Below are 23,803 nucleotides of genomic sequence, written 5' to 3'. Positions count from 1 at the left end.
TTTTGAAGTCCCCCACTTGTGGGGGATTTAGGGGGCTTCTCTACACCTCAAACTTGGAAGAGGAATTTAGGGTGAGGGTGACGATTTATGAAATTGTACAGTGAAGAAGTTTCCACCAAGCTGGAATTAATGCGTCAAATCCTTGTTGAAACTGAGGCACAAGGTTTACGTCTTCGCGGTACTGATTGGTTTGCTTGGGCAACGGCTGGGGCTTCTCACACGGTACTTCTGACTGCTGAGACGGGAGTTGCAGAAGTCTTGGTAACTGCCCAAGATGCTTGGGTGTTGACCGATGAAATCGAAGCCCAGCGGTTAAAAGATGAAGAATTACCCGCGAATTTTCAGTTAAACGTTAATCCCTGGGCTGATGCAGCCCGTCGCGAAGCCTTTGTGCGGGATGCGACTTGTGGTGGCAAGGTTTTAAGCGATCGCCCGATTCCCCACGTCGAGAAGCGCTTACCATCCTCATTGCAGCAGCATAAAAGAATCATGATGTCAAGTGAGCTAGCGCGATATCGTCAAGTAGGACGCCAAGCCAGCGAAGCGATGACCGAGGTATTACAAGCAGCTAAGCCGACTTGGACTGAGTACCAGTTAGCGGGTGCAGGTGCAGAAGCATTGTGGGCTAGAGGGTTGCATCCAGCTTTAACGTTGGTGGCTGGCGAACGGCGTTTACCCTTGTATCGTCATGCGACACCAAGTCGCGAACTCTTGGGACGACAAGCAATGCTCGTGTTTTGCGCCAGAGGTTATGGATTGTATGCGAATCTTACCCGATTTGTGAGTTTTGGTGCGTTAACAGACGATCGCGCACACAACCACGTGCGTGAAATTGAAGCCGAAGCGTTGAATTTGTGCCAGCTAACGTCGGCGAGGACACCTCGCCGCCCGCTGCCATGCCAGCCTGGAGTGACTTTAGATGCAATTTATCACGCTTTAGCGCAAGCATACCAACAACACGGGTTTCCTCACGCGATTCGCGAACATCACCAGGGAGGAACAACAGGATATCTCGCGCGAGAAATTGTGGCGAATCCTACAACGACTGACACGCTGGTAGAAAACAGCGTTGTTGCTTGGAATCCTAGTTTACCAGGGGCAAAGATTGAAGATACTTTTGCAATTGTGAGTGATGGAAAGTTGGAAAATTTGACTTACGATCCTAACTTTCCCAGCGTGGAAGTAGCAGGAAGGCTGCGCCCTGTGCCTTTAATAAATTAAAGCTATGAACTTTCAACAGGTATTTGGTAATCCACCCCAAATCGAAGCGAGTGCGCCAGGAAGAGTTAATTTACTTGGCGAACATACCGATTACAACGATGGTTTTGTTCTCCCTACTGCCATCCCTCAACGCACAACCGTACAAATCAGCTTGAGTCGCGATTTGCAGCATCACTTTTACTCGGAAAATTTAAATGAAAAAGTAAGTGTTTCTAGCGATCGCCCGCCGTCTGGATTTGCCAGTTATATTTTTGGCTGTATCGAATTATTAATCAAATCAGGGTACACAATTCCACCACTCAATGTTTGGGTTAACTCTACCGTACCAATCGGTTTAGGTTTATCGAGCAGCGCTGCGTTGGAAATTGCAACGCTGAGGGGATTGCGATTACTTTTCAATCTTCCACTCAATGATGTCGAACTTGCTCAAATTGGACAACAAGCAGAAATTCAGTACGCAGGTTTAAACTGCGGCATTATGGATCAAATGGCATCTAGTTTAGCTGACACCGACTCGATGCTATTTCTCGACACGCGCACGTTAGAACGGCGAGTGTTACCGTTTCCAGAAGGTGCCGAAATTTTGGTTATTGATAGTGGCGTTCATCACGCCCTTGCCAAAGATAGCGGCTACAATCAGCGTCGGGCTGAATGCGAGGAAGCGGCGCGGCGATTGCATCTTCTAGCACTGCGCGACATCACCGATCCACACGCGGTAGAGATCTTACCCGAACCACTACAACGTCGGGCGCGTCATGTGATTACCGAAAACAACCGCGTGCTAGAAGCTGCACAAGGAGTATCCGCCGCACGCTTTGGCGAACTAATGAACGCTTCCCATGCGAGTCAGCGCGATGATTACGAAGTCTCGGTTGTTGCTGTTGATACCTTAGTCGCCATCTTGCAAAAAACACCTGGAGTCTTCGGCGCACGCCTTACGGGAGGGGGGTTTGGCGGAGCTTGCGTTGCTTTAATTGCCACAGGTGAGCAAGCGATCGCCACTGATGTTCTCGAACAGTACAACCACGCAGGTTATGTGGGACGCATTTTAGTTCCTACTCAAAGTTAGATAAGTTCGTCTCAAGCTGAATACACACCTTTTCGATTTATTGGCTTCTAACCCGTAGCCAAACTTTCTTAACCAAAGCTTCTTCATCCGGCGATCGCTGTACTTTTTTCAACAGCGGTGCAACTTGGTAGGCTTCTTCTGAAGGTACCCCAGCACGGATGAGGTTTCTGATCAGAATGTAATCTTGGGATAGTTGTTTACCTTGCACGTGTCGCCTCAATCCTTCACTTTCCATTTTCCAATTTAGTTCCGCCATAGTCTTTACGCTTTTTATTAAGGCAGTTTTCGGTTTATTTGGTGTTAATTAAAGGCTGTTTTAGACTGTCTAAATACAAGTTCTCTTTTGCATAACTTTACCCTTTTTACAACTTAGTAAATAATCAAATACTGATTAAGCTGTATTGGCTAAGTATTAGTAAACCTTTGTTTTTCGTACCTAATTATTTTGCTAATACGCCCTAGATATTGATTAAATAATCATTGTTAACGCTTTTTCTAGTACTTTTATTGTGAATAATTTTTAAAATGGCAGCCTCATTCTTGCAGCTTATTACCCTTCTACTTAAGACACATTTTAATGTAAAGTTTATATGTTCTTTTAAATACAAAAAGTAGTTTTATGAATATTTGTATGAAATGCTACAAACCAAGTTTGCCTAAAAGCAATATTGTCAAAACAGAGTTTTAAATTTATTATTTTACTTGTCATAAAACAGCTATTTTTGGCTGAAAAAATGTGTTTTTTACAACAGAATAAATTGATAAATACCCATTTCTTAAGGTAGAAGGGAACGTACATTATAGAGCTTAATCTTGGATAAAAGACAAACATAGTTAAAATTTTTATTCAAGCTATCCGTAGCACTTTCGTAGATAAATTATGAGTTCTATCGATTTCAACTCAGATGACTCTTTTGGGAAAGAAAGAATAGTCGCTCCCGCTAGCTATGAAGTTACGCAGCAACTCTCCGAAAACGTCATTTTGACAACGCTAGACGATCTCTATAACTGGGCTAGATTATCGAGTCTCTATCCTCTGTTGTACGGTACTGCTTGTTGCTTCATTGAATTTGCAGCGTTGATTGGTTCGCGATTCGACTTTGACCGATTTGGTTTAGTTCCGCGTGCTAGCCCGCGTCAAGCTGACTTAATTATTTTGGCAGGCACACTTAACATGAAAATGTCTCAACCGACGATGCGTCTCTACGCACAAATGCCTGAGCCAAAGTACGTGATTGCGATGGGAGCGTGCATGATTACGGGTGGTATGTTCAGCGCTGATTCTCCTACAGCGGTTCGCGGGGCGGATAAAATTCTGCCGATTGATGTTTACATCCCTGGTTGTCCTCCCCGCCCTGAAGCAATCATGGATGCGATCGTCAAACTTCGTAAAAAAATTGCTAATGAATCGCTCCAAGAGCGGAGCAAGATTAAGCAAACGCATCGCTTCTACAGCACGACGCACAACATGAAAGTTGGTTCGCGCATTCTGACAGGTGAATACCTGCGATCGCCTTCGCGTCAAAACCCACCGCCAGAAATTACACAAGCAATGGGCATGGAAATCCCGCCTGCGCTTCAGTCGGTAGAAAACGAGAACGTGAACCAAGGCTAAAAATTCATTGGCTTTACGTACTGCGTCTTTTAGGTAATAGTAAACTTCCAAGCTAAGGCATTGTAGCAATGTTTAACTTTTTCAAGCAAGTAGGTGACTACGCCAAAGAAGCGGTGCAAGCTGGTCGCTACATTGGGCAAGGACTGTCAGTTACCTTCGATCATATGCGTCGTCGCCCAGTCACCGTGCAGTATCCTTACGAAAAACTCATTCCTTCTGAACGTTTTCGTGGTCGGATTCATTTTGAGTTTGATAAATGTATTTCTTGCGAAGTGTGTGTTCGAGTCTGCCCGATCAATCTCCCTGTAGTAGATTGGGAATTTGATAAAGCTAGTAAAAAGAAAAAGCTCAAGCACTACAGCATTGACTTTGGTGTTTGTATCTTCTGTGGCAATTGCGTTGAGTTTTGCCCGACGAATTGTTTGTCATTTACCGAAGAGTACGAACTCTGCGTCTATGACCGCCACGAGTTAAACCTGGATAATGTTGCGATGGGCAGACTACCATATAAAGTTACGCAAGATCCGATGGTGACTCCACTGCGCGAGTTAGTTTACCTCCCGAAAGGAGTGATGAATCCTCACGGTGTTTCACCTAGTGAGCGGCGAGCCGGTCTATTTCCTTCAGAGATTTTGGAGCAAGCTGTAAAAGATAGCGAAAATAGCAGTGAAGCGTAAAACTTAGGAAGTTGAGTGCGTGGAACTGACACTACGGCGATCGCTCATCCCAAAAACGCGTCGGAAAACAAAGTTCATCAATCCAGGAACCGTATGATGTAAGGTTGTCCACAGTTTTGCCGTACCCACAACCACATCTTGCCGATGTCTGACGGCTTTCCAAACCGCTTGAGCGACATCCTCCGGTTTCTCTAGTAGGGGAGAGTGAAAAGCTGTATTCACGAGATTATAGCGTGCGTCCTCATCCTTGCCACGAAATAGCGCGCGTTCCATTAATTGAGTCCGGATGAAACTCGGATAAATACCGCAGACATGAATTCCCTTTGGCGCTAATTCGGCGTGTAAGGCTTTGGTTAATCCCGTCACCGCGTATTTACTCGTTGTGTATGGCACCTGATAAGGAATTGGGTCAAGTCCGCCGATCGAACTGACGTTGACAATCGTACCGCTACCGCGTTCTAGGAAGTGGGGTAACAGCGCGTGAATCGTATGAATATATCCCCAAAGATTGGTGTTGAGGATCTGCTGCCAATCGCTCAACGAAGCGTCTTCGACCGGACCCATATAATAAATACCGGCATTATTGATCAGCACATCCACATGACCGAACTGCGCGCCTGCTCAACAAGCGCCTGAACTTGTGCGTACTCGCGAACATCTGTCGAAACAGCGAGGCTTTTTGACCGCAGGATTGCACTTTTTCGGCAGCAGCTTCGAGGCGATCGCTTTGGCGCGCTGCTAGAACAATGTCATATCCTTCCTGCGCAAATCGGAGTGCGGTTGCTTTACCAATTCCCTGTGATGCACCTGTAATTAGGACGGTATTAGCCATATAAGCTTCTATAGAGGGGTCAGGGTTCAGGGATCGGAAAATAACCATTATCCTGACCCCTTATTTCCCGTTTTTTATTCTTGCTCTGTCGCTGTTGCCACTTTTAAAGTAGGATCGGGCAACACAGCGGGATCGTCATCAATCGAAAGCAAGAATTGAATTAAATCGGTTTGCTGTTGTGCGGTGAATCCAGCACGGGCATCGACCCAGTAATTGTGACCGCTGCCATCGGCATTAATCATTTGTAAGTCGCGACTAGCGCGATTTTGATTAATTGCAACTTCACGAAGATTGCGATCGAGCAATACGCGCAAACTTGCTTCTGGATCTGGGTTAATCCATTGCATCGAAGTGCCTGCTAATCCCATTTGGTCAGGGTTCGCAACTGTGTAAAAACCATCAGCGTCTTGCTGTAACGCTTCTGAACTTGCGGCAACACCGCCATCATGGAGATAGGGCGCAGTTAAGTACAATCCAATTAAATTCTGTACTTTGTAGCCGCCAGCAGGATTACCGACAGCATAAGCCAAATCGCGGACTCGCTGCGGTGTGATATCTAAAGGCACCGATATCACCGGCGGATCGGCTGGGGGTGGTACGGCAATATTACCAGGATAAGTTTCTGGGGGAATAAACATTTGCGGAAACTTTGCCAGCGCTGCTGCGCGGGAGGGTTGCGCTTGCACTTCTTGTTCTGGAATCACGTCATGATTCGTAAAATAGCGCCCGCTGTGGCAACTCGCACAATTTGCTTTCTCAAATACCGCAGCCCCACGCCTGAGTACTTCGGTGTCCGATGTCGGTTCATGGGGTGGCGGAGCCAGCGTGTTTTGGTACGCAGACATCCCGTTTAGTTGCTCGCCAGCCAAGTATCCAGGCGAACTCGCAAGCAGTCCATCTAACACAAAGATCGAACCTTTGGGATGCCCTGGCATCTTGATTACTTCGTTGATTCCTGGTTGACCTGGTGTGGGGTCATTCTTTTCAAAAAATTCTGACGGTTTCGTGCCCTGTGGTAAGCGAAATTTTGGATTTGCGGCATTTTGCAGCATGACTCCTAAATATGTCTCCTTATCAATCCCCAGCAGATATTTACTACCGTAGGAATCAGAGGTAGGGTCGGAGTTGGCAGCATGAACGTTATTGTTGAGCGTTGTTAATCCATGAAACCAGCCTACTGAGGAAAATCCACTCCAGCCGTAGGGGTAGGTATCAAAGGTGTAAGACGAGGGAATTTGTGAAGGATTATTGTTGTTGTCTGGGGTGGAATCAAAATTACCAGGTGCCCACGCCAGAAGTTGGTCATCTACAGCATCTTCCAAAGCTTGCGGATCGGGTAGTTGTGCTGTTTGACCATCGGCGTTGATGTAGGTGTTTTCCCCTGCTAGTAGCGTTATAGGGTTGATTCCCGTTTGCCGAAACATCGCCGCTGAGTTAGTTGCAAAGGCTTGCAATAGCCCACAATCTAGGTCGTTGTTTGGCGAACCTTCGATGATGCGTCCTGTTTCTTTATCTACGGTTGCATGACACAGCGCACAGGTTAAACCCATACGGAGTTTGGCACCTGATTTCACAAGCGTCATTCCTAAAGGGACGAGTGAACCCGCAGGCACGTCTAAGCCAGTGTTTAATTTCGTACCAGCTTTGAAAGTCCGTCCACCAACGGTGACATCGCGATCGAGCGGAATCTGCAAGTTAGTGGTGTGCTTACCTCCGAGGGCGGCGATCGCCTTACTCACACTCACCAAATTAATTGATCCATCAATCGCACCCACAACATCGGTGAAAAAGTATTCGTTACCGAAGGTTTCGCGGTAAAACGCATCGCGTCCTAAATCGATGAGGTTTTGAGTAATCGCGATCGCACCATTATCAGGTGCTAGTAGAACTTTCCCTGTCTCGGTTTGCAGCAGTTGTTCTGCTTCTGCTTTACTCACAGGCGTACCCAGCACATCGTAGGAACCAATTTCTTGTGGTGCAGGCTTGGCTAGAGGTGTATAGGTGCTATCTAGTGTAGGCGGTCGAATGGGAAAGGACAGTTCGAGCAAGTAGCCCAGAATACCAACCACAACCACAATTAGCAGCACCCCAATCAGTGAGCGTCGTTGCATCAAAGCCTTCATAACTTACGTCACACAATTAGGGTTTACTCAATGTATGAAACAAAAATTATTCAGTTTTCTAGCTTTGGTACAACTCGCCCACACGTACCAGGGAACGACAGATTAAACATTGATAATGCCGTAATAAGTACCAATAATGAATAAGATAATTCCGATGGCGATCGCTGTAACAGTAATGCGAAATCCCAAGTTTGGTATATCTTCACGAGTAATGACGCTCTCTGCTTGAACTTGCGTTAGTGGCTCTGATTTTGATGCGGGATTATAGTGAGAAGTCGTATTCGTCGATAAAGGAATATTATTCTCAGTCCTTGGAGTTTGACTTTCATCAGATTTCATAAGCTTATTTTATTTCATGTGGCAATGCTTATGCTGACATAGTTTCAAACAATGACTAAATTTTTCCTCTTTCTTGAGAGGAACTTTAGTTTGAAATCTATTCTACTTAAAGAGTTATCCTAATGTGACTTTATCTTGTAACTATTAATACACTTAAATATACAAAAGGCTTATTTAGTCATATGTTTGATTGTGTTATTACCTAACATCAACACTATCAATTGAAAAATACCTAATTCTAAGCAAGTTTATCTTTTACTTAATTCTATGATTCATCTAGGTTAACAATATCTTATTTAACTTAAATAGCTACTTCTACACAGACTGCTACAACTTGAAATATATCTTGTATTTTTATATACAATATTTGTTTTCATATAATCATCCTTGAGAGTTGCATATAGTTTAAGCCTGAAGGTAGGGAATCATAGTTTTTTGGAGTAGATACTATGAGGAAACAAGATGAAAACCCATTTAGGAGTAATATCTATGGAAACTCAACGTTCTTCTACCAACGTACCGCCTGTAGCTCCTGCATACAACGGTATTGACCGTAATGCTTGGATCTTCGGTTGGAATCCTCAACAAGAACTATGGAATGGACGCTTAGCAATGATTGGATTTGTTGCTTACTTATTGTGGGATTTAGCTGGTTATAGTGTCCTACGTGATGTACTTAACTTAATCCATTAAGTTGTATCCAGCTAATAGTAGCCTTAGCTTGCAATTAAGTAATGTACAACTCAGCGTGAGTGTTTACTGTTATTCAGTACATCCTAGAAGCTGATTAGCAGTATCACTTGCAGTTATGAAGTGACGTTCTTCGCTAAAAAAAACATAAGAATGCTTGTCCTATACATCAATAATTTAATATTGCTTACCTATTAATCTCTATTTTTATAGGTTTAATACCTAATAATTATAGAGAACGAAATAGCAGCTTTATCTAAAAAACAAATAATATTGAAGGAGTTGAAAATGTCTGGACAGATGTGTTGGCTTCCTGTATCGCAATCTAATGAAGAGAAAGTTTTACACCTACGAACTAATGCGAGTGAAGATTGGCAACCATACAAAGCTTTTACAGAATATGCTGTACCAGACTACAAGATATCAGGCGGTTCTCAAGGTTGGGCAACTTATCAGAAGTTACTGCGGGCAGGTTGGATATTAATATCAAGTACACAAGCAAACAAAAACCTTTATATTATCTCGATAATCATGACTTTAAATCTTATCTCAGCTATAAGTTTTGAGCTAATTCTCTTAGACAATACAAAGTTATATTAGGAAATAATGTTCCAGCTTACACCTACTTTAACCCTCGCTTTACAAGCAGCTTTAAAGCTTGTCTTCCTTGTAGTTCCTTGGGCAGTCGTTGTTTTATTTTTATCGGCAATTTGGCAAACAGTATACGCTACTTTTACTCAAGCAAAGCAAATGCATCAAATTCCTTGTGCAAAATGTCAATTCTTTACAGGTAGCTATCATCTTAAATGCACAGTACGTCCTAATTCAGCTTTGACTGAAGAAGCAATTAATTGCTCTGATTTCTGCTCTAAATAAATCATTTTTAATTTATATAACGAAGGGAAATATTATTTATATTTTGTGTGAATTAATTTGAATTATTTGAAATTAATAACTTTTACTAAGTGACGATAATACTTATAAAATGTGTATTTAGAAAAAATGTATTTGACGTCAATTAGTAAAATTTTATTGGTACAAATAAGCTTTATGTAAGATTTTCATCTACTAATTATAAGTTAAAAAAAATGGAAGAACTAACTGATAAATAATATATAATTCATTATTTTAGAAATGCAAAAACTGAAGAAATATTAACTTGATAAAATTAATCATTTGATTTTAATAGTTTAATTTTAACTACTTAATGGAACAAAAAGTGTTGCGGTATAGATGATTGAGTTTGATTTCATTATACGAGGAGTATCAGTTTGAATATCTGCGATCGCCTTTGGCGCGGTGCTGTGTGTAATCGTTCGTCCTACCATGATGTAGGTTTAGAACAATTTGTCTCTGAAATGTCTAAAAGTTATGGGCTAGTAATTGCTTTAGTGATAATCAGTCTTTGGGCAGCTAGTTTGATTTTACTGCTTTGCCTTGATATTACTAAACTTTCCATTTGGTCAATACCAATCGCGATAGTATGGCAAACGTTCCTTTATACAGGGATGTTCATTACTGCGCATGATGCCATGCATGGTTCAGTGTGCCGTCAAAACAAGAAAATTAATCATTTGATTGGGACGCTGACTGTATTTCTCTATGGATTTTTTTCCTATCAACAACTTTTGAAAAATCACTGGCTTCATCATCATCATCCAGCTAGTGAGATTGACCCCGATCATCATGATGGCAATAGCAATCCAATTCATTGGTATTTTCAGTTTATGAAAGAATACTGGAGTTGGAAACAAGTTATAGGAATGACGCTTGCATTTAATCTAGCTAAATACGCTTTGCCAATTTCTCAGACAAATCTTATTTTATTTTGGCTTATTCCACCGATTCTCAGTTCGATTCAAATGTTTTATTTTGGTACGTTTTTGCCCCATCGAGAACCGGAATCAGGATACGTTTATCCACACTGCGCTCAAACGATCGCATTGCCAATTTTTTGGTCATTCATCAGTTGCTATCACTTCGGCTATCACCGAGAACATCACGAGTTTCCTCATGTAGCTTGGTGGCAACTACCAGCTGTTTACAAGCATAGAGCATTGGCATCGCCTTCGACTGGCGCACAGTTATGACTCACTTTGGTATTATTTGTCCGCCTTATCTTGGACACCTCAATCCTCTAGCGGCGTTGGGACGAGAACTTCAATCACGCGGTCATCGTGTTACCTTTTTACAAATTCCAGATTTGGCATTGAAGGTGCAATCACAGGGAATAAACTATTATCCTATTGGTGAAGCCATTTATCAACCTGGTTCAATGGCACAAACTTTTACTCAACTGGGAAAGCTTAGCGCTATTAAGGCGTTGCGTTATTCTCTCGACTTTTGCCAGCAGATGGTTGAGATAATTTGCCAAGATGCACCCAAAGCGATCGCCGCGACAGGAATAGAAGTTTTACTCGTAGATCAACTCGAACCCGTTGGTGAAACGGTAGCTGAACATCTCAATCTTCCATTCATCTGCGTTTCTGGCGCACAGATCATTCACCGCCGAGTTGACGTTCCTCCTTTTTTCACTTCCTGGAATTACCAAAATACACATCAGTCAAAAATTCGCAATCGCTTAGCTTATTACCTTTTAGATCGCAGTTGTCAACCACTCTTACAAACGATTAATCGCTACCGCTTGATGTGGAAATTGCCTGAGTATCGCCACATTTATGCTTCCAATGCACAAGCGCACATCAGTCAACAGCCTGAGTTATTCGAGTTTCCAATTCCCGATTTGCCATCGCACCTTCATTACGTTGGTCCATTACGAAATGCTGCACCACAATCGGTTTCATTTCCCTATGAGAAGTTGACTGGACAGCCGATGATTTATGCTTCTTTAGGAAGCGTACAGAACACCAAGCAACGAGTGTTTAGTTGCATTGCAGCGGCTTGTCAAGGACTCGACGTACAACTCGCGATCGCGCATGGGGGTGGGATGAGTGCAGAAGGAGTGCGATCGCTTCCTGGTTCTCCTTTAGTCGTCGAGTATGCTCCGCAACCAGATATTCTCGCGCACGCTAGTCTAACGATAACTCATGCAGGTATGAATACAACATTAGATTCGCTTACCTACGGCGTACCTGTAGTCGCAATTCCGATTACATTTGAGCAACCAGGAACGGGCGCGCGAATTCGTTCTACAAAAGTAGGAGAAGTGCTTGCGCTGCACAAACTCAATATTTCCAACCTGCGATCGACAATTAAGCGAGTGTTGACAGACAATTCTTACAAACAGAATGCTTGCAGAATTCAGCAGTCAATTCAACTTTCAGGCGGCGTGAAACGGGCAGCAAATATTATTGAACAGGTGACGCGATCGCAACGAGGGGCGATCGCGGTAGTGTAAATTTCCTTATTTCGTTTGATAGATTCCATCGCAATCGGCGATCGCTAAGTATAAAACCAACGGCTTTAATAAAGATTTTCCAGTGTTATTTTTATGCAAACTATTTATGGCAATACTCAAGGGATAAAATCGAGCCAAATCAAGCGATTACAAGCGCTTTACGAGCAACAGCAACCGAGAGATAGATTCATTACCTCAGAATTTGCCGCTTCCTTAGCTGCAATGACTACAGAAATTCACCAACCAATTTGTTGTTATATCAATCGGCGCGGGCAAGTTATCCGAATTGCCGTAGGAACACCAAGTCAAACTCAAATTCCACCTCAAGAATTACCGCGTCGCAGTGCGGAACGCTTGAGCAAAATTCGTTGCATTGCTACTCAATTCAATTCAGAACCGCCATCAGAAGCCGCATTGACGACAATGGTACGTCAACGTTTAGATGCTCTTATTGTATTAAGCGTGGCTGATCGCCAAGTAAAAGAAGCTTTTACAGCACACCTTGCTTCTGATGTCAATATCCCTTGGGTAATTTCACCTCCTTTGAGCTTGGTTGATCTCACCAAACAAGACTTTGATGAGTTCGTTGAGGAATGGGAAAAGGAAATTGCTCAAGCAAGCGATGGAACATTCCTATCGCAGGAAATTGCCTCTGACCAAGACAGAGTGCTGCTGGTAGGGGTACAAACAGATGATGTAGCTGCGCAACGATTTGAAGATGGATTAGCAGAATTGGCGCGTTTAGTCGAAAGTGCTGGAGGAATCGTACTCGATACGGTACGGCAAAAACGCAGTCGCCCCCATCCCCAAACAGTTGTTGGACAAGGAAAAGCTGAAGAAATTGCGCTTTTGGCTCAAAAGCTAGGAGCTAATCTGATTGTTGTTGACCGAGATATTTCTCCATCGCAAGCCCGTAACCTAGAGCAGGAGATTGGTATTCGAGTTGTAGACCGCACAGAAATAATTCTAGATATTTTTGCGCAACGCGCTCGTTCTAGTGCAGGTAAATTACAAGTAGAACTAGCACAACTCGAATATATGCTACCTCGGCTGCGCGGTCGCGGTCGAGAGATGTCAAGGCTAGGTGGCGGAATTGGTACGCGCGGACCAGGTGAAACCCGACTAGAGACAGAACGACGGGCAATTCAACGCAGAATTGCCCAGCTACAGCAAGAAGTCAATCAATTACAAGCCCACCGGAGTCGCATCAGACAACAACGACACCAGCAAGATATTCCCGTTATGGCGTTAGTCGGCTATACGAATGCGGGTAAATCAACTTTGCTGAATGTGTTAACTAATGCCGAAGTTTACACCGCAGACCAACTTTTTGCCACGCTCGACCCGACAACACGCAAGTTAGTTATTACACAACCAAATCAAGAACGCAGGTCGATTCTGCTAACAGATACTGTAGGGTTTATTCACGAACTTCCGCCACCGCTGATGGATGCTTTCCGTGCCACATTGGAGGAAGTCATTGAAGCTGATGCCTTGCTTCATGTTGTAGATTTATCGCACCCAGCTTGGGAAAGCCATATGACAAGTGTGCAAGAAATACTCGCCGAAATGCCTGCGATTCCAGCAAAAAGTTTAATTGCTTTTAATAAGATTGACCGAGTAGATAGCGAAACTTTAGCGAAGGCGCAGCAAGAGTATCCCCAAGCTGTATTTATTTCCGCAACTGAGCGTTTGGGTTTAGAGACTCTCAAGCAGCGATCGCTGCAACTGAGCGATGAACTTGCAACTATTACCGTAACACAAAAGTCGTAAGCCCAAAATGCGTATCATCTGATGAACTCAACCTACGACTTTAATTACTTTCAAGGAAGTTCTTTTTCCGATCTGTTTGCTCAAGACATCACAGAAGATGGATGTTATGCGTTTATCCTAAATTACCCTGCGACTGCAAGTTGGGCTGCTTACCCCAACACGAAGAAATACTTTATTCAAGACGGTAGTAGCGAAGCCACCAAAACCTCTTTCGACAAAATTTGCCAGAAGGAACCTTGGAAGAATTTAGCGGTGTTAGGTGACGCAATTCCAGGGATTGTGATTATTCCGCCACAAAACATGCTGGTTGACTACTGGCGCGAGCATTTTGGCTTCAGCTACACCTGCATGGAGATGATGGATTGCGCAACTTATTTAGATGACCTCAGCCAGAGCGATCGCTTTGATAAGCTTATCACTCTATTTCCCTTCGATCATCTCAAACCTAATAAACACGCCGTTGCTCCAGATACCCATTACCGCTTGCTCAGCAAAGTAACGCTAGCCGAACTTGGCGTGCAATGTCCTAAATACAAAAGTTACAATCTGCACTCCTGGAGTCTCAAAGACATTGAGCTACCAAAATTTCCCTACTTGATCAAAACGTCGCACGGACTTTCAGGAGAAGGCACTTATATTATCACAAACCCCAGCGCTCTCAACTACTGCTTAGAAGAACTGAGGAAATATCTCGATATTAAGTTGCTCGATACGATTATTGTCTCTGAGTTTATCAAGAATGCGGTGCAGAACTACTGCGTACAGTTCTATCTCAGCGAGACGGGAAAGATAACACTCGTCGGCACCACAACGCAACTCGTCACAAAGGAGGGTAACTATTTAGGGGGACTGATTCACTACCGTGACGACATGAGCAAATTCTTTGAGATGATTGCTGCCATTGGTCAGTATGCTCATCAGCAGGGGTATTTTGGCTTTATTGGCTTCGACGTACTGGAAAACCAAGACGGACAGCTTTATGCGATCGATGCTAATTTCCGAGTCAATGGCTCGACTCCGCTGTGCTTGCAGCGCCATACCCTATTAGGGCAAGGAAAGGTGGTTGCTAAATATTCCAGTGATTACCGCATGGATGGAACATTAGAATCGATTCTCCAAAGCCTGAAACCAGAACTAGAGCGCAAGGAATTTATGATCCTATCGGCACTAGAGAAAGTCAAATACGGAAAAATCTACACCGAAATTTACGGAATCGTCACCGGAGAGACGATCGAGGAAATGCAGCACATCGAGCAGAACTTGCACGATAAGGGATTGCATTGGCTTGGTTAAAAGACTTGTTGTGGCAAAATCGAATTGCTAAGCTAACAATCTCTAAAATTGAGCAGTAATTACACCATTTCACTAACTGAGAACTACAATTAATACCATTATCACTAAATAAAAACTACAAATCATTTCTCCTCTGCTTCCTCTGTCCACGCCAGTCGCCTCAACGGGGGACTCGGGGACCCCACGTAGTGGGGATTGGGGGTAAACCCCCGCACGGCGCAGGCTCCCCTGCTTTCCTATCCGTAGCAGCCTTAAAGTAAAACATTATTACTCAGGCGATTGGCAAAATCCACACCTGAAAGTATTCGGTTGCGTTCTCCACTGCTGAATTCAGCTTGTTACTCTAGAGAAGCAATAAATTGCAGGCTCAATCTCTACTCAGAACTAAAACCATTAACAATGGTTGCAGTTAGTTTTGAAAATGAAAGCTAAAAATAGCACTCTTGGGAGTTTGCAGCAGAATTTCATGCAAGCAAAGAACTTTCTATTAGCAGGACTTGCGCTCCTGATTTTTGTCATGGTTGTACTGACAACATCGATTCAGAACGCTCATCCCATCACAGAACTCTATGTGTTTGGGGACAGTCTTTCGGATACAGGTACGGTGTTCCGCGCAACAGGAGGGATGTATCCACCTAACCCACCCTACTTTCAGGGGCGATATTCAAATGGTCGAGTTTGGGTTGAGTATCTTGCCGATCGCCTGCATCTCTCCTCGACTCAACTCAACAATTTTGCTTACGGAGGAGCTACAACTGAAAGCGATCGCAATAGTCTTGTCCCAGGATTGTTGACACAAATCCAATCGTTTCATAAAGCGCAGCCAAAGACTCGACCGGATGCATTGTATGTCATATGGGCAGGGGCGAATGATTATTTGCAGGGAGTTAGCAGTGCAACTTTACCGGTTGAAAATATTTCTAAGGCGATCGCTTCTCTAGCTGATGTCGGTGCTAAAAAGATCCTGGTAGCAAATTTACCAGATTTGGGACAGTTACCAACTACACGCACCACTGCGAATTCTGCCAGACTCAGTGCATTAACACAAGCGCACAATCAAGGCTTGCGGCGATCGCTTAAAGTATCTCAGCAGCATTCTGACGTTCAGATTGCCACTCTCGATGCCAATACACTTTATCGAGAAGCGATCGCAAATCCTGCTGCTTTTGGCTTTACGAATGTCATCAGTCCGTGTTTGGCGGGCTTAAGCACCTGTGGCAGTCCAGACAAGTTTTTGTTCTGGGATGGCATTCATCCGACAACAAAGGCGCACCACATTTTAGGGGAAACTGCCTTTGCAGCAATTCAAGACGCAGGGATCGTCAATTCTCGTTCGATGCTGCTGCCGTAAACCACTCCACAGCTTGCTGAGCGATCGCGGTTGGAACCGTGTGGATGCCGTTGAACTCTCGGTACAACACGTCATAGCCTGCCCGTTGCATCTGTGGCACAATTTGCCGACTGCACCGCTCAATTGGCAAAACGGTGTCCCACTTGCCGTGAGAAATGAACACCTGCGGTTTGCCCTCCTGTCTGGCAGGAGCTATAAATCCTGGTGAGAAGGCAATAACGTGCGTAAACAAATTGCCATTGGTAATGCCGACTGAGAGGGCGTAGGAAGCACCATCAGAGAAGCCAGCGATCGCCACTCGCTTTGGATCGATAGCGTAACGCGTGAAGGTTTGTGCCAGCGATCGGTCAATAAAAGCAATGTCAGCACCGTAGTCACCTCGGATAATGTCCCATGTCTGGCGGCGTGAGTCTACTGCCAACAGAATCATCTCGAAAGAATCTGCCAAATGGCGGAGGATTTTCAGCGCACCTTCTGCACGACCACCTGCTCCATGCAATATCAACACCAGCGGTGCGGGGCGCTCTGCCCGATAGGTTTTAGGCACATAAACGAAACCGTCCCGCTGTCCATCAAGTCTTAGCGGGTGCAATCCAGGAGTTGCAGTTGCTGTGGGACTTTTTGGGCGGGACAACAACTGTCCTTCACTGGCAGACGAACCAGCCTGTTTTGAATCCATAGTCAATAAGTTCAGCTTTAGGCAACTAGATTGAGAGACCATAAGTGACAACATATCTACTACCCCAAACCAGAGTAGTTGTCGTCGTGTCCAATTAGGGGTGTTGCTGAATAGGAATACGATTTGCCCCCCTAGTCCCCCAATCTTGGGGGATTTAGGGGCTATCAGGAGTGAAGCTTAACGATTCATACATTGAGTCAACAATGCCCAATCAGGCGGAATGTTGCTGTATTGCCTCATGGCATCGCCTAAAGCTTTGTGTTTGACAATCTCAATAGTTTGATAGTCATGAGTTAGAGCATAGCTTTACGCTAAAATGCTTGACCGTTTCCTGCTTTGTTTAGGAAGATTCCGACTCATTCAATTACCTGAATTTCTCAGCCTGTTGGCTCTATGGCATCGTTACCGCAGACACGGGCGACGAAAGTATTAGGGATTATCCTCATCAGCTGTAGTTGGGCGATCGCTATTTTCAGTGTTTTGCCAATACTCCATCGCTTCTTCTTCTGACAATGGAAAAATAGTTAGAGGGTTGCTTGCAGAATCACCTAGACTAACATATGCATCTGGATCTGGCATAGTTGGTGTATCTGGTATGTCAACGTTTCCGGTGATATTTATATCTGTTGGTCTGGTATCAGAAAATTCTGGGTCTACCATAAACTGCTCCTCAATAGCATTAATCTATGTAAAAGCTAGACAATTTAGAGAGCCTAGCTCTTCTTACTTACGGACTAACTTCATACCTGGAAACAGTTAGAGCCAGGGTAAAAGAGCAGTGCGAGACTGTAATACCTGCTATAGCAGGGGTCAGAGGTTAGAGGTCAGGGGTCAGGGTAAACTCCCTTCCGGGAAATCACGACGAGCTTCTATAATGTCCTAACTCTGTTGACTAGGGCTATACAACTGCATAGTTCAAAAAGCCTAACTTTGAGCCGATACTCGCGCACTTGAGAGAATCTCAATGCTCCTGATAATCTTCTGAAGACATGGGGTCTAACTCCCATCTTTGGAAATCACGTGCCTCCAAAATATCGTTGGTCTGAAGAGATACCCCATCATCATAATCTAGCCCAACAGCAGTTCCTAGTTCTTCAACAATATCCTGATCGGGAGTAGCAACAGTTCCCCCAACTGCTTCGTCACCAACCATCTCAGCCTGATCCCAACGCGCATCGATATCACCTCCCGTTAGTTCTGGACTAGCCGATGTGTACTGCTTCATCCGGTCGTGCATAGTTCGTCCACCGATTTCTAGTCCTGGCTCTAGGGCAACACCTGTTCCATAAGATTCAGTAATTTCTTCGGGTAGCTCTGAAATAATTGGTTCGTCACTATCTTCTACAGGGATATCCGAAACAAGGTCAGTATCTTCGATGGGTATATCCGAAAGATTTGTTTCCTCAGTTGGATTTGGTTCGTTGTCTGCTTTGTTAGCAAAATCAGCCATAATGTTTCCTGTGAATTTTTTGGATGCCTATAACAAATGCAACGTAGCTAAAGATGAGATTCTCCAGAATCCATACATAGGATGAGAATTGCTGAGTTGATGTGAGTAAATTTGAAGATGACTTTGATTGGATAGCTCTACTCACCGCGATCGCGATTCTTTGAGTTGCAATTTCAATGTGCTGATGAGAGGGTTTGTTAAATTTGGTATCACAAATAACAAAGTAACTTGATACAAAAGCCTTCCTTATGTGTAGGTAAAACACCTCTAAGGATGAAGCTGTCATTTTTTTGGCTGTGCTTGAATGTTAAACAAGTATCAAATGCTTACTGAATAAAGAGTTCGCGTATAGAAAACGTCTCATTCACCTGGCATGGCGATAGTATCTCACAAGAATTTAGCAGGAACCATAAATGACACTAGCCATCATTGTTCATGGCGGAGCAAAAACCATCAAAGAGGACAAGGTTGAAGCCAACCATGCTGGTTGCTTGGCAGCAGTAGAGGCAGGTTGGGCAGTGCTTCAAAGCGGGGGTAGTGCTAGAGAAGCGGTTGAGGCAGCCATCCGCGTTCTTGAAGCTGACCCGACGTTTAACGCAGGACTTGGCGCGACTCTCAACACTGAGGGAGAAGTGGAGCTAGACGCGGCGATTATGGAGGGCGCTAACTTAAGTTGGGGAGCAGTGGCAGCGGTTCAAGGTGTGCGTCATCCCATCTCGGTGGCACGGATGATTATGGATGAAAAACCTCGACTGCTAGTGGCGCAGGGTGCAAAACGCTTTGCCGCAGACAATAGAGCCGAGATGTGTGCAAAAGAAGATTTGATAGCTGATGAGCCATTTCAGGAGTGGAAGCAGGAGCAGCAAGTTGTGGATCGCCCCAACACTGTTGGCTGTGTAGCTCTGGATGCAAATGGACTCTTAGTAGCTGGAACCTCAACTGGGGGCACCATGAATCAGCAACCAGGTCGCGTCGGTGACACAGCGTTAGTTGGCTCTGGCTTGTATGCTGATAATCAACTTGGCGCTTGCTCAACAACGGGTGATGGCGAGTCGATTATCCCTGTAGTTGTAGCTAAAACAGCGATCGATTTGCTGGCTGGAGACAGGCATCCAGAAGAGGCAGCGCAGAAAGTGATTGATACGCTGAGATCTAAGGTTACAGGAGAGGCGGGCTGCATTTTGCTAGATCGTCAGGGACGCGTTGGATGGGCGCATAACTCGCAGGGTATGGCAGTCGCTTATATGACGGCAGAACTGGACAAACCGGCTGTGTTTACCAACAAAGAATGCAGGCAGTTGGAGAAGACTTAATAGCTTTAACTGGTTCACAACTATGAGAGGAGAATCAAAAATGGTATCGAGTCTTGATGACACTAAGCGCCTTGCAATTGCAACAAAATTAGCAGATATGAAAGTACTACAAAATCTGCTGATTAACAATGAGCAACGATTTATCGAGGATTGCACTGATGATGATATTCGCGATCGCATACAGAACATGCTGGAAGACGATCGCAAAAATTTAGGTGTTCTTGATACTGTAATTGTTCAGTACGGCATCAAGGGTGAGCCTACAGAAACCACGCACAAAAGAGTTGAGCTTCAGGAACTGATAGAAAGTTCCGATGTGAGTTTGTTTGAGAAAGTACAAGAACATGAATTGCTCAAGCATAAGCAGGTGATGGCGGGATTGCTTGTTCACAAAGCTGCACAAGTCGTTGGTGCTGATATCGAAGCGGCGATCGCTCCTTTAAATACTGTTAACTTTGAAAACCGCGCGCATCAAGAGCAACTCAAAGGAATTTTAGAAATTTTAGGTGTTCGCGAACTGACAGGAAAAGAGCCGCTTCAGGGACTGTGGGGGCGGGTTCAAGATGCTGTTGCCGCTTTAACTGGCGTGGTCGGTAGTGTAGTAACGCGCACCGATGACGAGATGAGCATCCGCGAACTTCTACTGATGGATCATACTAAAGCCGATATCCTGTTTGTAGAAGTTTTAAATGCCAGCGAACCGCAAAAAATCCAAGAATATTTTGGGCAACTCTACAAAGATATAAAAGTTCATGGATTAGCCGAAGAACAAGTTCTTTACCCCGCAGTTCGTCCGTATTATGAACACATGCAGGAGATATTTGAGCAGACCGACGAAGTCATCTTGATGTTAGATGAAATTAAACCTTTAGATCCTGCTGCATCTGAGTTTAAAGCAAAAATTGAGCAGCTAAGAACAGCGGTACGAACTCATATTAATCAAGAAGAAAACGATATATTCCCCAAGCTTCGTGACAATTTCAGCCATGAGCAACAAAAGCAAATGGCAACTGAATTTAAAACAGCTAAAAGCAAATTGCAGTCTTCAATGGCTGATTCAAAAACCTAGTTAAATTGATCATTTACAGCAAAAAATCTTCTGTACTTTGAGCAATTATGAATAATCAAATGACATGGAAATATATATTTCAACTCAAGGCTATAATTAATTGGGTTGAATCTGTATTTTTGCTATTATCCGACCAATGGATTCGCGAATTCCTTGGTGAGAAACCCCTCACAAACCCTGAATATTCTCACCTATTTCTCGCATTAGTATTCGTTATCGGGATTGGTTATTGGTGGGTTGGCAACGACATCACTCGCAATCATGGCATCGTCAAACTTGGTATAATCGCGCAATCTTCAGTTTTTCTTGTACTAGCTTATCATACTTTGATAAGCAATCTTCACCCTTTTTATTTAATTCCAGGTGTTATTGACCTTACTTTTGCAATTCTCTTTGGTGTCTTTTTAAACTCTTACGCTCGAAGTCAACCAGCTATCGATTGATTTTGAGTTATCTTTTCATTGTTCAAAAAAACAAGGCATGAATGAAAAAAATGGTTAAATAGTTAGAAATTACTTTTGTGCCTCGTGTGATGGATAATAAAAATCACTTTTTGCGTATGAATCAATAGCAAGAGAGATTATTATGACGCAAAAAAAATGGTTCTTGAACAATAAAAGAAACCCAAGAGAAGTACCACAATTCTTACGTAAATGTTCGTGAAGACCAAGTTCTACAACCTGATGGGCAACCAGGGATGTATGCTACTGTCAAAATGAAACCAGGTGTTGCTATCTTACCGATAGATAGCGATGGAAATGTCTATCTAACTAGACAATTTCGCTATGCTCTTGGTAAAGAGAGTATAGAGGTTGTATGCGGTGCTATCGAGGAAGATGAACCTCAACAAAAAGCAGCACGCGAACTAGAAGAGGAAATTGGTATTAAAGCGTCGAAATTAATTGATTTAGGTGTGGTCGATTTAGATACATCAATTGTTAATTGTTCAATACAGTTGTTTTTGGCAAAAGAACTAATAAAAACAGAAGCAAATTAAGAAGGTACGGAAACAATAAAAACACTTCATATTCCTTTAGATACAGCTAGGCAAATGGTTGTGGATAGCACAATTACACGCGCAGCAAGTTGCGTACTAATTCTCAAAGCATGTTAAGAAAATAGCAACTATAATAAATGGTAGTCAATGTACGAGATATTGCATACACTTGGGGTTCCACGCCTGAAGAAAGGCTGATGACGTTTCCCTGCGATCAATTTTTAGAAAATAGTGACGAGGCGTATTTCCGAGCCATAAATGTAGAAGCATCTCCTGAGATTTTATTTCGATGGATATGCCAACTTAAGATTGGATCTTACAGTTATGACTGGATTGATCGCCTCGAAAAGATGATTTTTCCGGTTCAAGATTCAATATCAAATCCTCCAAGTCTCAAACAACTGCTTCCAGGCGTAGAAAATTTAGCCCTTGATCAAAGAGTGATGGGTGTTTTTAAAATTGTTGATTTTGAGCAAAATCGACATTTAACAATAGTCATGGATGACGAACGAGCCATAACAATGTTTGGTAATATTGCCGCTAGTTATGTAATTTTTCCGCTAGCGAAAAACACTTGTCGCCTGATTCTCAAAGGACACATTCGCTATCCTAGAAACAGCTTTTGGTCATGGATGCGCTATGTTTTGCCTTGGGGAGATTTATTAATGATGCGCCAGCAGTTTTTGCGGTTAAAAAGTTTAGCTGAATGTCAAGCTAGTTTTAACTGGAAAGTGCAGATTTAGAACATGAAAAAGTACAAACCAGTCTTCCGCATCTTACTTGCGATCGCAATGATAATAGTTGGTGCTTTGCACTTTACTCACTCAAACGGATTTGAGAAGATTGTGCCAGACTACCTTCCGCATTCCTTAGCACTAGTTTACATTAGCGGATTTTTGGAAGTTTTAGCGGCAGTAGGATTATTCATTCCTGGTGTCAGCCGTTTTGCTGCATGGCTTCTAGTTGTACTTTATATTGCTGTTTTTCCAGCTAATCTCTATCAAGCAGTTAATAACATCGAAGTTGCAGCGCTACCGCACGATCCGCCGCTGATTTGGTTGCGATTTCCTTTTCAAGTTTTCTTAGTCGCTTGGGCTTGGTGGTTGACAACAGAGAGTGTTCAAATCGATGGTTAAGCTACAAATTGGTACTAGTGGTTGGGTTTACAAACATTGGATGGGTATCTTCTACCCACCAGATTGCAACAGCAACCAGCAATTATCATTTTATGCCCAACATTTTACAACTGTAGAAATTAACTTTTCCTTCTACAAGTTACCAGATCGGTCAGTTTTTGAAAGTTGGCGCGAGCAAACTCCAGAGAAGTTTGTTTTTGCTGTCAAAGGGAGCCGCTACCTCACTCACATGAAGAAGCTAAAAGACCCAGATGAGCCGCTATCTCGCTTGATGGAGCGTGCATCGGGATTGCAAGAAAAGCTCGGTCCTATTTTATTTCAATTTCCCCATACTTGGCACATTAATATTGAACGTCTTCAGCCTTTTTTGGAATTACTGCAAACCTACCCACAACAACAATTTACAGTCGAATTCCGTCATTCAAGTTGGCTAATTCCACAAGTTTACAAACTACTGGAACGTGCAGGTGTCGCACTTTGCCTACCTGTAAGTCCAACTGTTCCGCTTGATGTCTGTTTGACTACCTCTTGGACTTATATCCGCATACACAGTGGGCAGTCAAGCATTGGTTTGAGCGATCGCGAGCTAACTTTCTGGGCTGAGCGCATCCATTCCTTCTGCGCACAAGGATTTGACGTGTATGTATACTTCAACAACGATCCTGATGGTCATGCACTTCGTGATGCTCAGCGATTGCACATTTTACTAAAATCTGACTGAAATCAAAGTATTATTTGTCTGAAAAATTCCAATTTTCTCTCAAAACTCATAATTCAAGAGTTTTAAACCAGGTGCAGAGTTATCTTATATATTGTGC

At 43.5% G+C, this 23,803-nt stretch carries 27 protein-coding genes; 19 read left to right on the top strand and 8 right to left on the bottom strand.

Annotated features, from left to right (window positions below; all coding sequences use genetic code 11):
* Window positions 1–87: 87 nt before the first annotated feature.
* A complete protein-coding gene (locus GLO7428_RS14620; RefSeq protein ID WP_015189339.1) occupies window positions 88–1,221 on the top strand; it encodes a Xaa-Pro peptidase family protein in 1,134 nt (377 codons plus the stop codon).
* Window positions 1,222–1,225: 4 nt separating this feature from the next.
* Complete coding sequence (galK, locus tag GLO7428_RS14615; RefSeq protein ID WP_015189338.1) at window positions 1,226–2,290, top strand: galactokinase; 1,065 nt, start codon at window positions 1,226–1,228, stop codon at window positions 2,288–2,290.
* 37 nt (window positions 2,291–2,327) lie between these two features.
* On the opposite strand, the gene GLO7428_RS14610 is transcribed toward galK, so the two are convergent.
* A complete protein-coding gene (locus GLO7428_RS14610) occupies window positions 2,328–2,546 on the bottom strand; it encodes a hypothetical protein (protein WP_015189337.1) in 219 nt (72 codons plus the stop codon).
* Window positions 2,547–3,170: 624 nt separating this feature from the next.
* On the opposite strand from GLO7428_RS14610, the gene nuoB reads away from it, so the two are divergent.
* Window positions 3,171–3,905, top strand: coding sequence for an NADH-quinone oxidoreductase subunit NuoB (nuoB, locus tag GLO7428_RS14605; RefSeq protein WP_015189336.1), 735 nt, complete (start codon window positions 3,171–3,173; stop codon window positions 3,903–3,905).
* A gap of 68 nt (window positions 3,906–3,973) precedes the next feature.
* Window positions 3,974–4,582, top strand: a complete 609-nt coding sequence (gene ndhI / locus GLO7428_RS14600) for an NAD(P)H-quinone oxidoreductase subunit I (RefSeq protein WP_015189335.1) — start codon at window positions 3,974–3,976, stop codon at window positions 4,580–4,582.
* A 3-nt stretch (window positions 4,583–4,585) separates the two neighbouring features.
* Here ndhI and GLO7428_RS14595 read toward each other — a convergent pair whose 3' ends face one another.
* The 4 genes from GLO7428_RS14595 to GLO7428_RS14585 form a co-directional block, all read right to left on the bottom strand.
* Entirely contained in the window at window positions 4,586–5,146 is a 561-nt protein-coding gene (locus GLO7428_RS14595; protein WP_255348351.1) for an SDR family oxidoreductase, read from the bottom strand.
* Between the two features lie 16 nt (window positions 5,147–5,162).
* Window positions 5,163–5,414, bottom strand: a complete 252-nt coding sequence (locus GLO7428_RS29500) for an SDR family NAD(P)-dependent oxidoreductase (protein ID WP_255348350.1) — start codon at window positions 5,412–5,414, stop codon at window positions 5,163–5,165.
* A 74-nt stretch (window positions 5,415–5,488) separates the two neighbouring features.
* Complete coding sequence (locus GLO7428_RS14590) at window positions 5,489–7,525, bottom strand: di-heme oxidoredictase family protein (RefSeq protein WP_015189334.1); 2,037 nt, start codon at window positions 7,523–7,525, stop codon at window positions 5,489–5,491.
* Window positions 7,526–7,639: 114 nt separating this feature from the next.
* Window positions 7,640–7,876 carry a hypothetical protein gene (locus GLO7428_RS14585; RefSeq protein WP_015189333.1) on the bottom strand — a complete coding sequence of 79 codons (237 nt, stop codon included), beginning with the start codon at window positions 7,874–7,876 and terminating at the stop codon, window positions 7,640–7,642.
* Between the two features lie 489 nt (window positions 7,877–8,365).
* Here GLO7428_RS14585 and GLO7428_RS14580 point away from each other — a divergent pair, with 489 nt between their 5' ends.
* The 8 genes from GLO7428_RS14580 to GLO7428_RS14545 all read left to right on the top strand — a co-directional run bounded on the left by GLO7428_RS14580 (window position 8,366) and on the right by GLO7428_RS14545 (window position 16,341).
* A complete protein-coding gene (locus GLO7428_RS14580; protein ID WP_015189332.1) occupies window positions 8,366–8,569 on the top strand; it encodes a chlorophyll a/b-binding protein in 204 nt (67 codons plus the stop codon).
* A 285-nt stretch (window positions 8,570–8,854) separates the two neighbouring features.
* Complete coding sequence (locus GLO7428_RS14575; RefSeq protein ID WP_015189331.1) at window positions 8,855–9,166, top strand: hypothetical protein; 312 nt, start codon at window positions 8,855–8,857, stop codon at window positions 9,164–9,166.
* 6 nt (window positions 9,167–9,172) lie between these two features.
* Window positions 9,173–9,442 carry a hypothetical protein gene (locus tag GLO7428_RS14570; RefSeq protein WP_015189330.1) on the top strand — a complete coding sequence of 90 codons (270 nt, stop codon included), beginning with the start codon at window positions 9,173–9,175 and terminating at the stop codon, window positions 9,440–9,442.
* Between the two features lie 395 nt (window positions 9,443–9,837).
* Window positions 9,838–10,656 carry a beta-carotene ketolase CrtW gene (crtW, locus tag GLO7428_RS14565; protein ID WP_015189329.1) on the top strand — a complete coding sequence of 273 codons (819 nt, stop codon included), beginning with the start codon at window positions 9,838–9,840 and terminating at the stop codon, window positions 10,654–10,656.
* Window positions 10,653–11,924 carry a glycosyltransferase gene (locus GLO7428_RS14560; protein WP_015189328.1) on the top strand — a complete coding sequence of 424 codons (1,272 nt, stop codon included), beginning with the start codon at window positions 10,653–10,655 and terminating at the stop codon, window positions 11,922–11,924. The genes crtW and GLO7428_RS14560 overlap by 4 nt, the downstream gene beginning before the upstream one ends.
* 93 nt (window positions 11,925–12,017) lie before the next feature.
* Window positions 12,018–13,697, top strand: coding sequence for a GTPase HflX (gene hflX, locus GLO7428_RS14555; protein ID WP_015189327.1), 1,680 nt, complete (start codon window positions 12,018–12,020; stop codon window positions 13,695–13,697).
* 21 nt (window positions 13,698–13,718) lie between these two features.
* Complete coding sequence (locus GLO7428_RS14550; RefSeq protein WP_015189326.1) at window positions 13,719–14,990, top strand: ATP-grasp domain-containing protein; 1,272 nt, start codon at window positions 13,719–13,721, stop codon at window positions 14,988–14,990.
* 466 nt (window positions 14,991–15,456) lie between these two features.
* On the top strand, window positions 15,457–16,341 hold the full coding sequence (locus tag GLO7428_RS14545) for an SGNH/GDSL hydrolase family protein (protein WP_015189325.1): 885 nt from the start codon (window positions 15,457–15,459) through the stop codon (window positions 16,339–16,341).
* Here the strand turns inward: GLO7428_RS14545 and GLO7428_RS14540 are convergent.
* From GLO7428_RS14540 to GLO7428_RS14530, 3 genes are all read right to left on the bottom strand, one after another.
* Window positions 16,313–17,020 (bottom strand): alpha/beta hydrolase, encoded by a 708-nt coding sequence (locus tag GLO7428_RS14540; RefSeq protein ID WP_015189324.1) that lies wholly within the window; start codon window positions 17,018–17,020, stop codon window positions 16,313–16,315. The genes GLO7428_RS14545 and GLO7428_RS14540 overlap by 29 nt on opposite strands.
* A gap of 429 nt (window positions 17,021–17,449) precedes the next feature.
* Window positions 17,450–17,680, bottom strand: coding sequence for a hypothetical protein (locus GLO7428_RS14535; protein WP_015189323.1), 231 nt, complete (start codon window positions 17,678–17,680; stop codon window positions 17,450–17,452).
* Window positions 17,681–17,981: 301 nt separating this feature from the next.
* The gene (locus GLO7428_RS14530) at window positions 17,982–18,470 is read right to left on the bottom strand and encodes a DUF6335 family protein (protein ID WP_015189322.1); all 489 of its coding nucleotides are present in this window, start codon (window positions 18,468–18,470) and stop codon (window positions 17,982–17,984) included.
* A gap of 413 nt (window positions 18,471–18,883) precedes the next feature.
* Between GLO7428_RS14530 and GLO7428_RS14525 the strand changes: the two genes are divergently transcribed.
* The 7 genes from GLO7428_RS14525 to GLO7428_RS14495 all read left to right on the top strand — a co-directional run bounded on the left by GLO7428_RS14525 (window position 18,884) and on the right by GLO7428_RS14495 (window position 23,706).
* Entirely contained in the window at window positions 18,884–19,783 is a 900-nt protein-coding gene (locus tag GLO7428_RS14525) for an isoaspartyl peptidase/L-asparaginase family protein (protein WP_015189321.1), read from the top strand.
* A 40-nt stretch (window positions 19,784–19,823) separates the two neighbouring features.
* A complete protein-coding gene (locus GLO7428_RS14520) occupies window positions 19,824–20,852 on the top strand; it encodes a hemerythrin domain-containing protein (RefSeq protein WP_015189320.1) in 1,029 nt (342 codons plus the stop codon).
* A gap of 47 nt (window positions 20,853–20,899) precedes the next feature.
* Entirely contained in the window at window positions 20,900–21,295 is a 396-nt protein-coding gene (locus GLO7428_RS14515; RefSeq protein WP_015189319.1) for a hypothetical protein, read from the top strand.
* A gap of 272 nt (window positions 21,296–21,567) precedes the next feature.
* Entirely contained in the window at window positions 21,568–21,849 is a 282-nt protein-coding gene (locus tag GLO7428_RS14510) for an NUDIX hydrolase (RefSeq protein ID WP_196797373.1), read from the top strand.
* Between the two features lie 137 nt (window positions 21,850–21,986).
* Complete coding sequence (locus GLO7428_RS14505) at window positions 21,987–22,592, top strand: hypothetical protein (RefSeq protein ID WP_015189318.1); 606 nt, start codon at window positions 21,987–21,989, stop codon at window positions 22,590–22,592.
* 3 nt (window positions 22,593–22,595) lie between these two features.
* On the top strand, window positions 22,596–22,985 hold the full coding sequence (locus GLO7428_RS14500; protein ID WP_015189317.1) for a DoxX family protein: 390 nt from the start codon (window positions 22,596–22,598) through the stop codon (window positions 22,983–22,985).
* Window positions 22,978–23,706 (top strand): DUF72 domain-containing protein, encoded by a 729-nt coding sequence (locus GLO7428_RS14495; RefSeq protein ID WP_015189316.1) that lies wholly within the window; start codon window positions 22,978–22,980, stop codon window positions 23,704–23,706. Before GLO7428_RS14500 ends, GLO7428_RS14495 begins: the two co-directional genes overlap by 8 nt.
* The last annotated feature ends 97 nt before the right edge of the window (window positions 23,707–23,803 follow it).

This window comes from Gloeocapsa sp. PCC 7428, from assembly GCF_000317555.1.
GTDB lineage: Bacteria > Cyanobacteriota > Cyanobacteriia > Cyanobacteriales > Chroococcidiopsidaceae > Chroogloeocystis.
This window is presented reverse-complemented; position numbering and strand designations above follow the sequence as displayed.

Coding starts and splice junctions, on each gene's coding strand:
- GLO7428_RS14545 (WP_015189325.1), top strand. CDS start 15,457: ATGCAAGCAAAGAACTTTCTATTAGCAGGACTTGCGCTCCTGATTTTT.
- GLO7428_RS14500 (WP_015189317.1), top strand. CDS start 22,596: ATGAAAAAGTACAAACCAGTCTTCCGCATCTTACTTGCGATCGCAATG.
- GLO7428_RS29500 (WP_255348350.1), bottom strand. CDS start 5,414: ATGGCTAATACCGTCCTAATTACAGGTGCATCACAGGGAATTGGTAAA.
- galK (WP_015189338.1), top strand. CDS start 1,226: ATGAACTTTCAACAGGTATTTGGTAATCCACCCCAAATCGAAGCGAGT.
- GLO7428_RS14495 (WP_015189316.1), top strand. CDS start 22,978: ATGGTTAAGCTACAAATTGGTACTAGTGGTTGGGTTTACAAACATTGG.
- nuoB (WP_015189336.1), top strand. CDS start 3,171: ATGAGTTCTATCGATTTCAACTCAGATGACTCTTTTGGGAAAGAAAGA.
- GLO7428_RS14585 (WP_015189333.1), bottom strand. CDS start 7,876: ATGAAATCTGATGAAAGTCAAACTCCAAGGACTGAGAATAATATTCCT.
- hflX (WP_015189327.1), top strand. CDS start 12,018: ATGCAAACTATTTATGGCAATACTCAAGGGATAAAATCGAGCCAAATC.
- GLO7428_RS14595 (WP_255348351.1), bottom strand. CDS start 5,146: ATGGGTCCGGTCGAAGACGCTTCGTTGAGCGATTGGCAGCAGATCCTC.
- GLO7428_RS14535 (WP_015189323.1), bottom strand. CDS start 17,680: ATGGTAGACCCAGAATTTTCTGATACCAGACCAACAGATATAAATATC.
- GLO7428_RS14590 (WP_015189334.1), bottom strand. CDS start 7,525: ATGCAACGACGCTCACTGATTGGGGTGCTGCTAATTGTGGTTGTGGTT.
- GLO7428_RS14515 (WP_015189319.1), top strand. CDS start 20,900: ATGAATAATCAAATGACATGGAAATATATATTTCAACTCAAGGCTATA.
- GLO7428_RS14570 (WP_015189330.1), top strand. CDS start 9,173: ATGTTCCAGCTTACACCTACTTTAACCCTCGCTTTACAAGCAGCTTTA.
- GLO7428_RS14610 (WP_015189337.1), bottom strand. CDS start 2,546: ATGGCGGAACTAAATTGGAAAATGGAAAGTGAAGGATTGAGGCGACAC.
- GLO7428_RS14540 (WP_015189324.1), bottom strand. CDS start 17,020: ATGGATTCAAAACAGGCTGGTTCGTCTGCCAGTGAAGGACAGTTGTTG.
- GLO7428_RS14530 (WP_015189322.1), bottom strand. CDS start 18,470: ATGGCTGATTTTGCTAACAAAGCAGACAACGAACCAAATCCAACTGAG.
- GLO7428_RS14550 (WP_015189326.1), top strand. CDS start 13,719: ATGAACTCAACCTACGACTTTAATTACTTTCAAGGAAGTTCTTTTTCC.
- GLO7428_RS14580 (WP_015189332.1), top strand. CDS start 8,366: ATGGAAACTCAACGTTCTTCTACCAACGTACCGCCTGTAGCTCCTGCA.
- GLO7428_RS14620 (WP_015189339.1), top strand. CDS start 88: ATGAAATTGTACAGTGAAGAAGTTTCCACCAAGCTGGAATTAATGCGT.
- ndhI (WP_015189335.1), top strand. CDS start 3,974: ATGTTTAACTTTTTCAAGCAAGTAGGTGACTACGCCAAAGAAGCGGTG.
- GLO7428_RS14520 (WP_015189320.1), top strand. CDS start 19,824: ATGGTATCGAGTCTTGATGACACTAAGCGCCTTGCAATTGCAACAAAA.
- GLO7428_RS14525 (WP_015189321.1), top strand. CDS start 18,884: ATGACACTAGCCATCATTGTTCATGGCGGAGCAAAAACCATCAAAGAG.
- GLO7428_RS14510 (WP_196797373.1), top strand. CDS start 21,568: ATGAAACCAGGTGTTGCTATCTTACCGATAGATAGCGATGGAAATGTC.
- GLO7428_RS14575 (WP_015189331.1), top strand. CDS start 8,855: ATGTCTGGACAGATGTGTTGGCTTCCTGTATCGCAATCTAATGAAGAG.
- GLO7428_RS14560 (WP_015189328.1), top strand. CDS start 10,653: ATGACTCACTTTGGTATTATTTGTCCGCCTTATCTTGGACACCTCAAT.
- GLO7428_RS14505 (WP_015189318.1), top strand. CDS start 21,987: ATGGTAGTCAATGTACGAGATATTGCATACACTTGGGGTTCCACGCCT.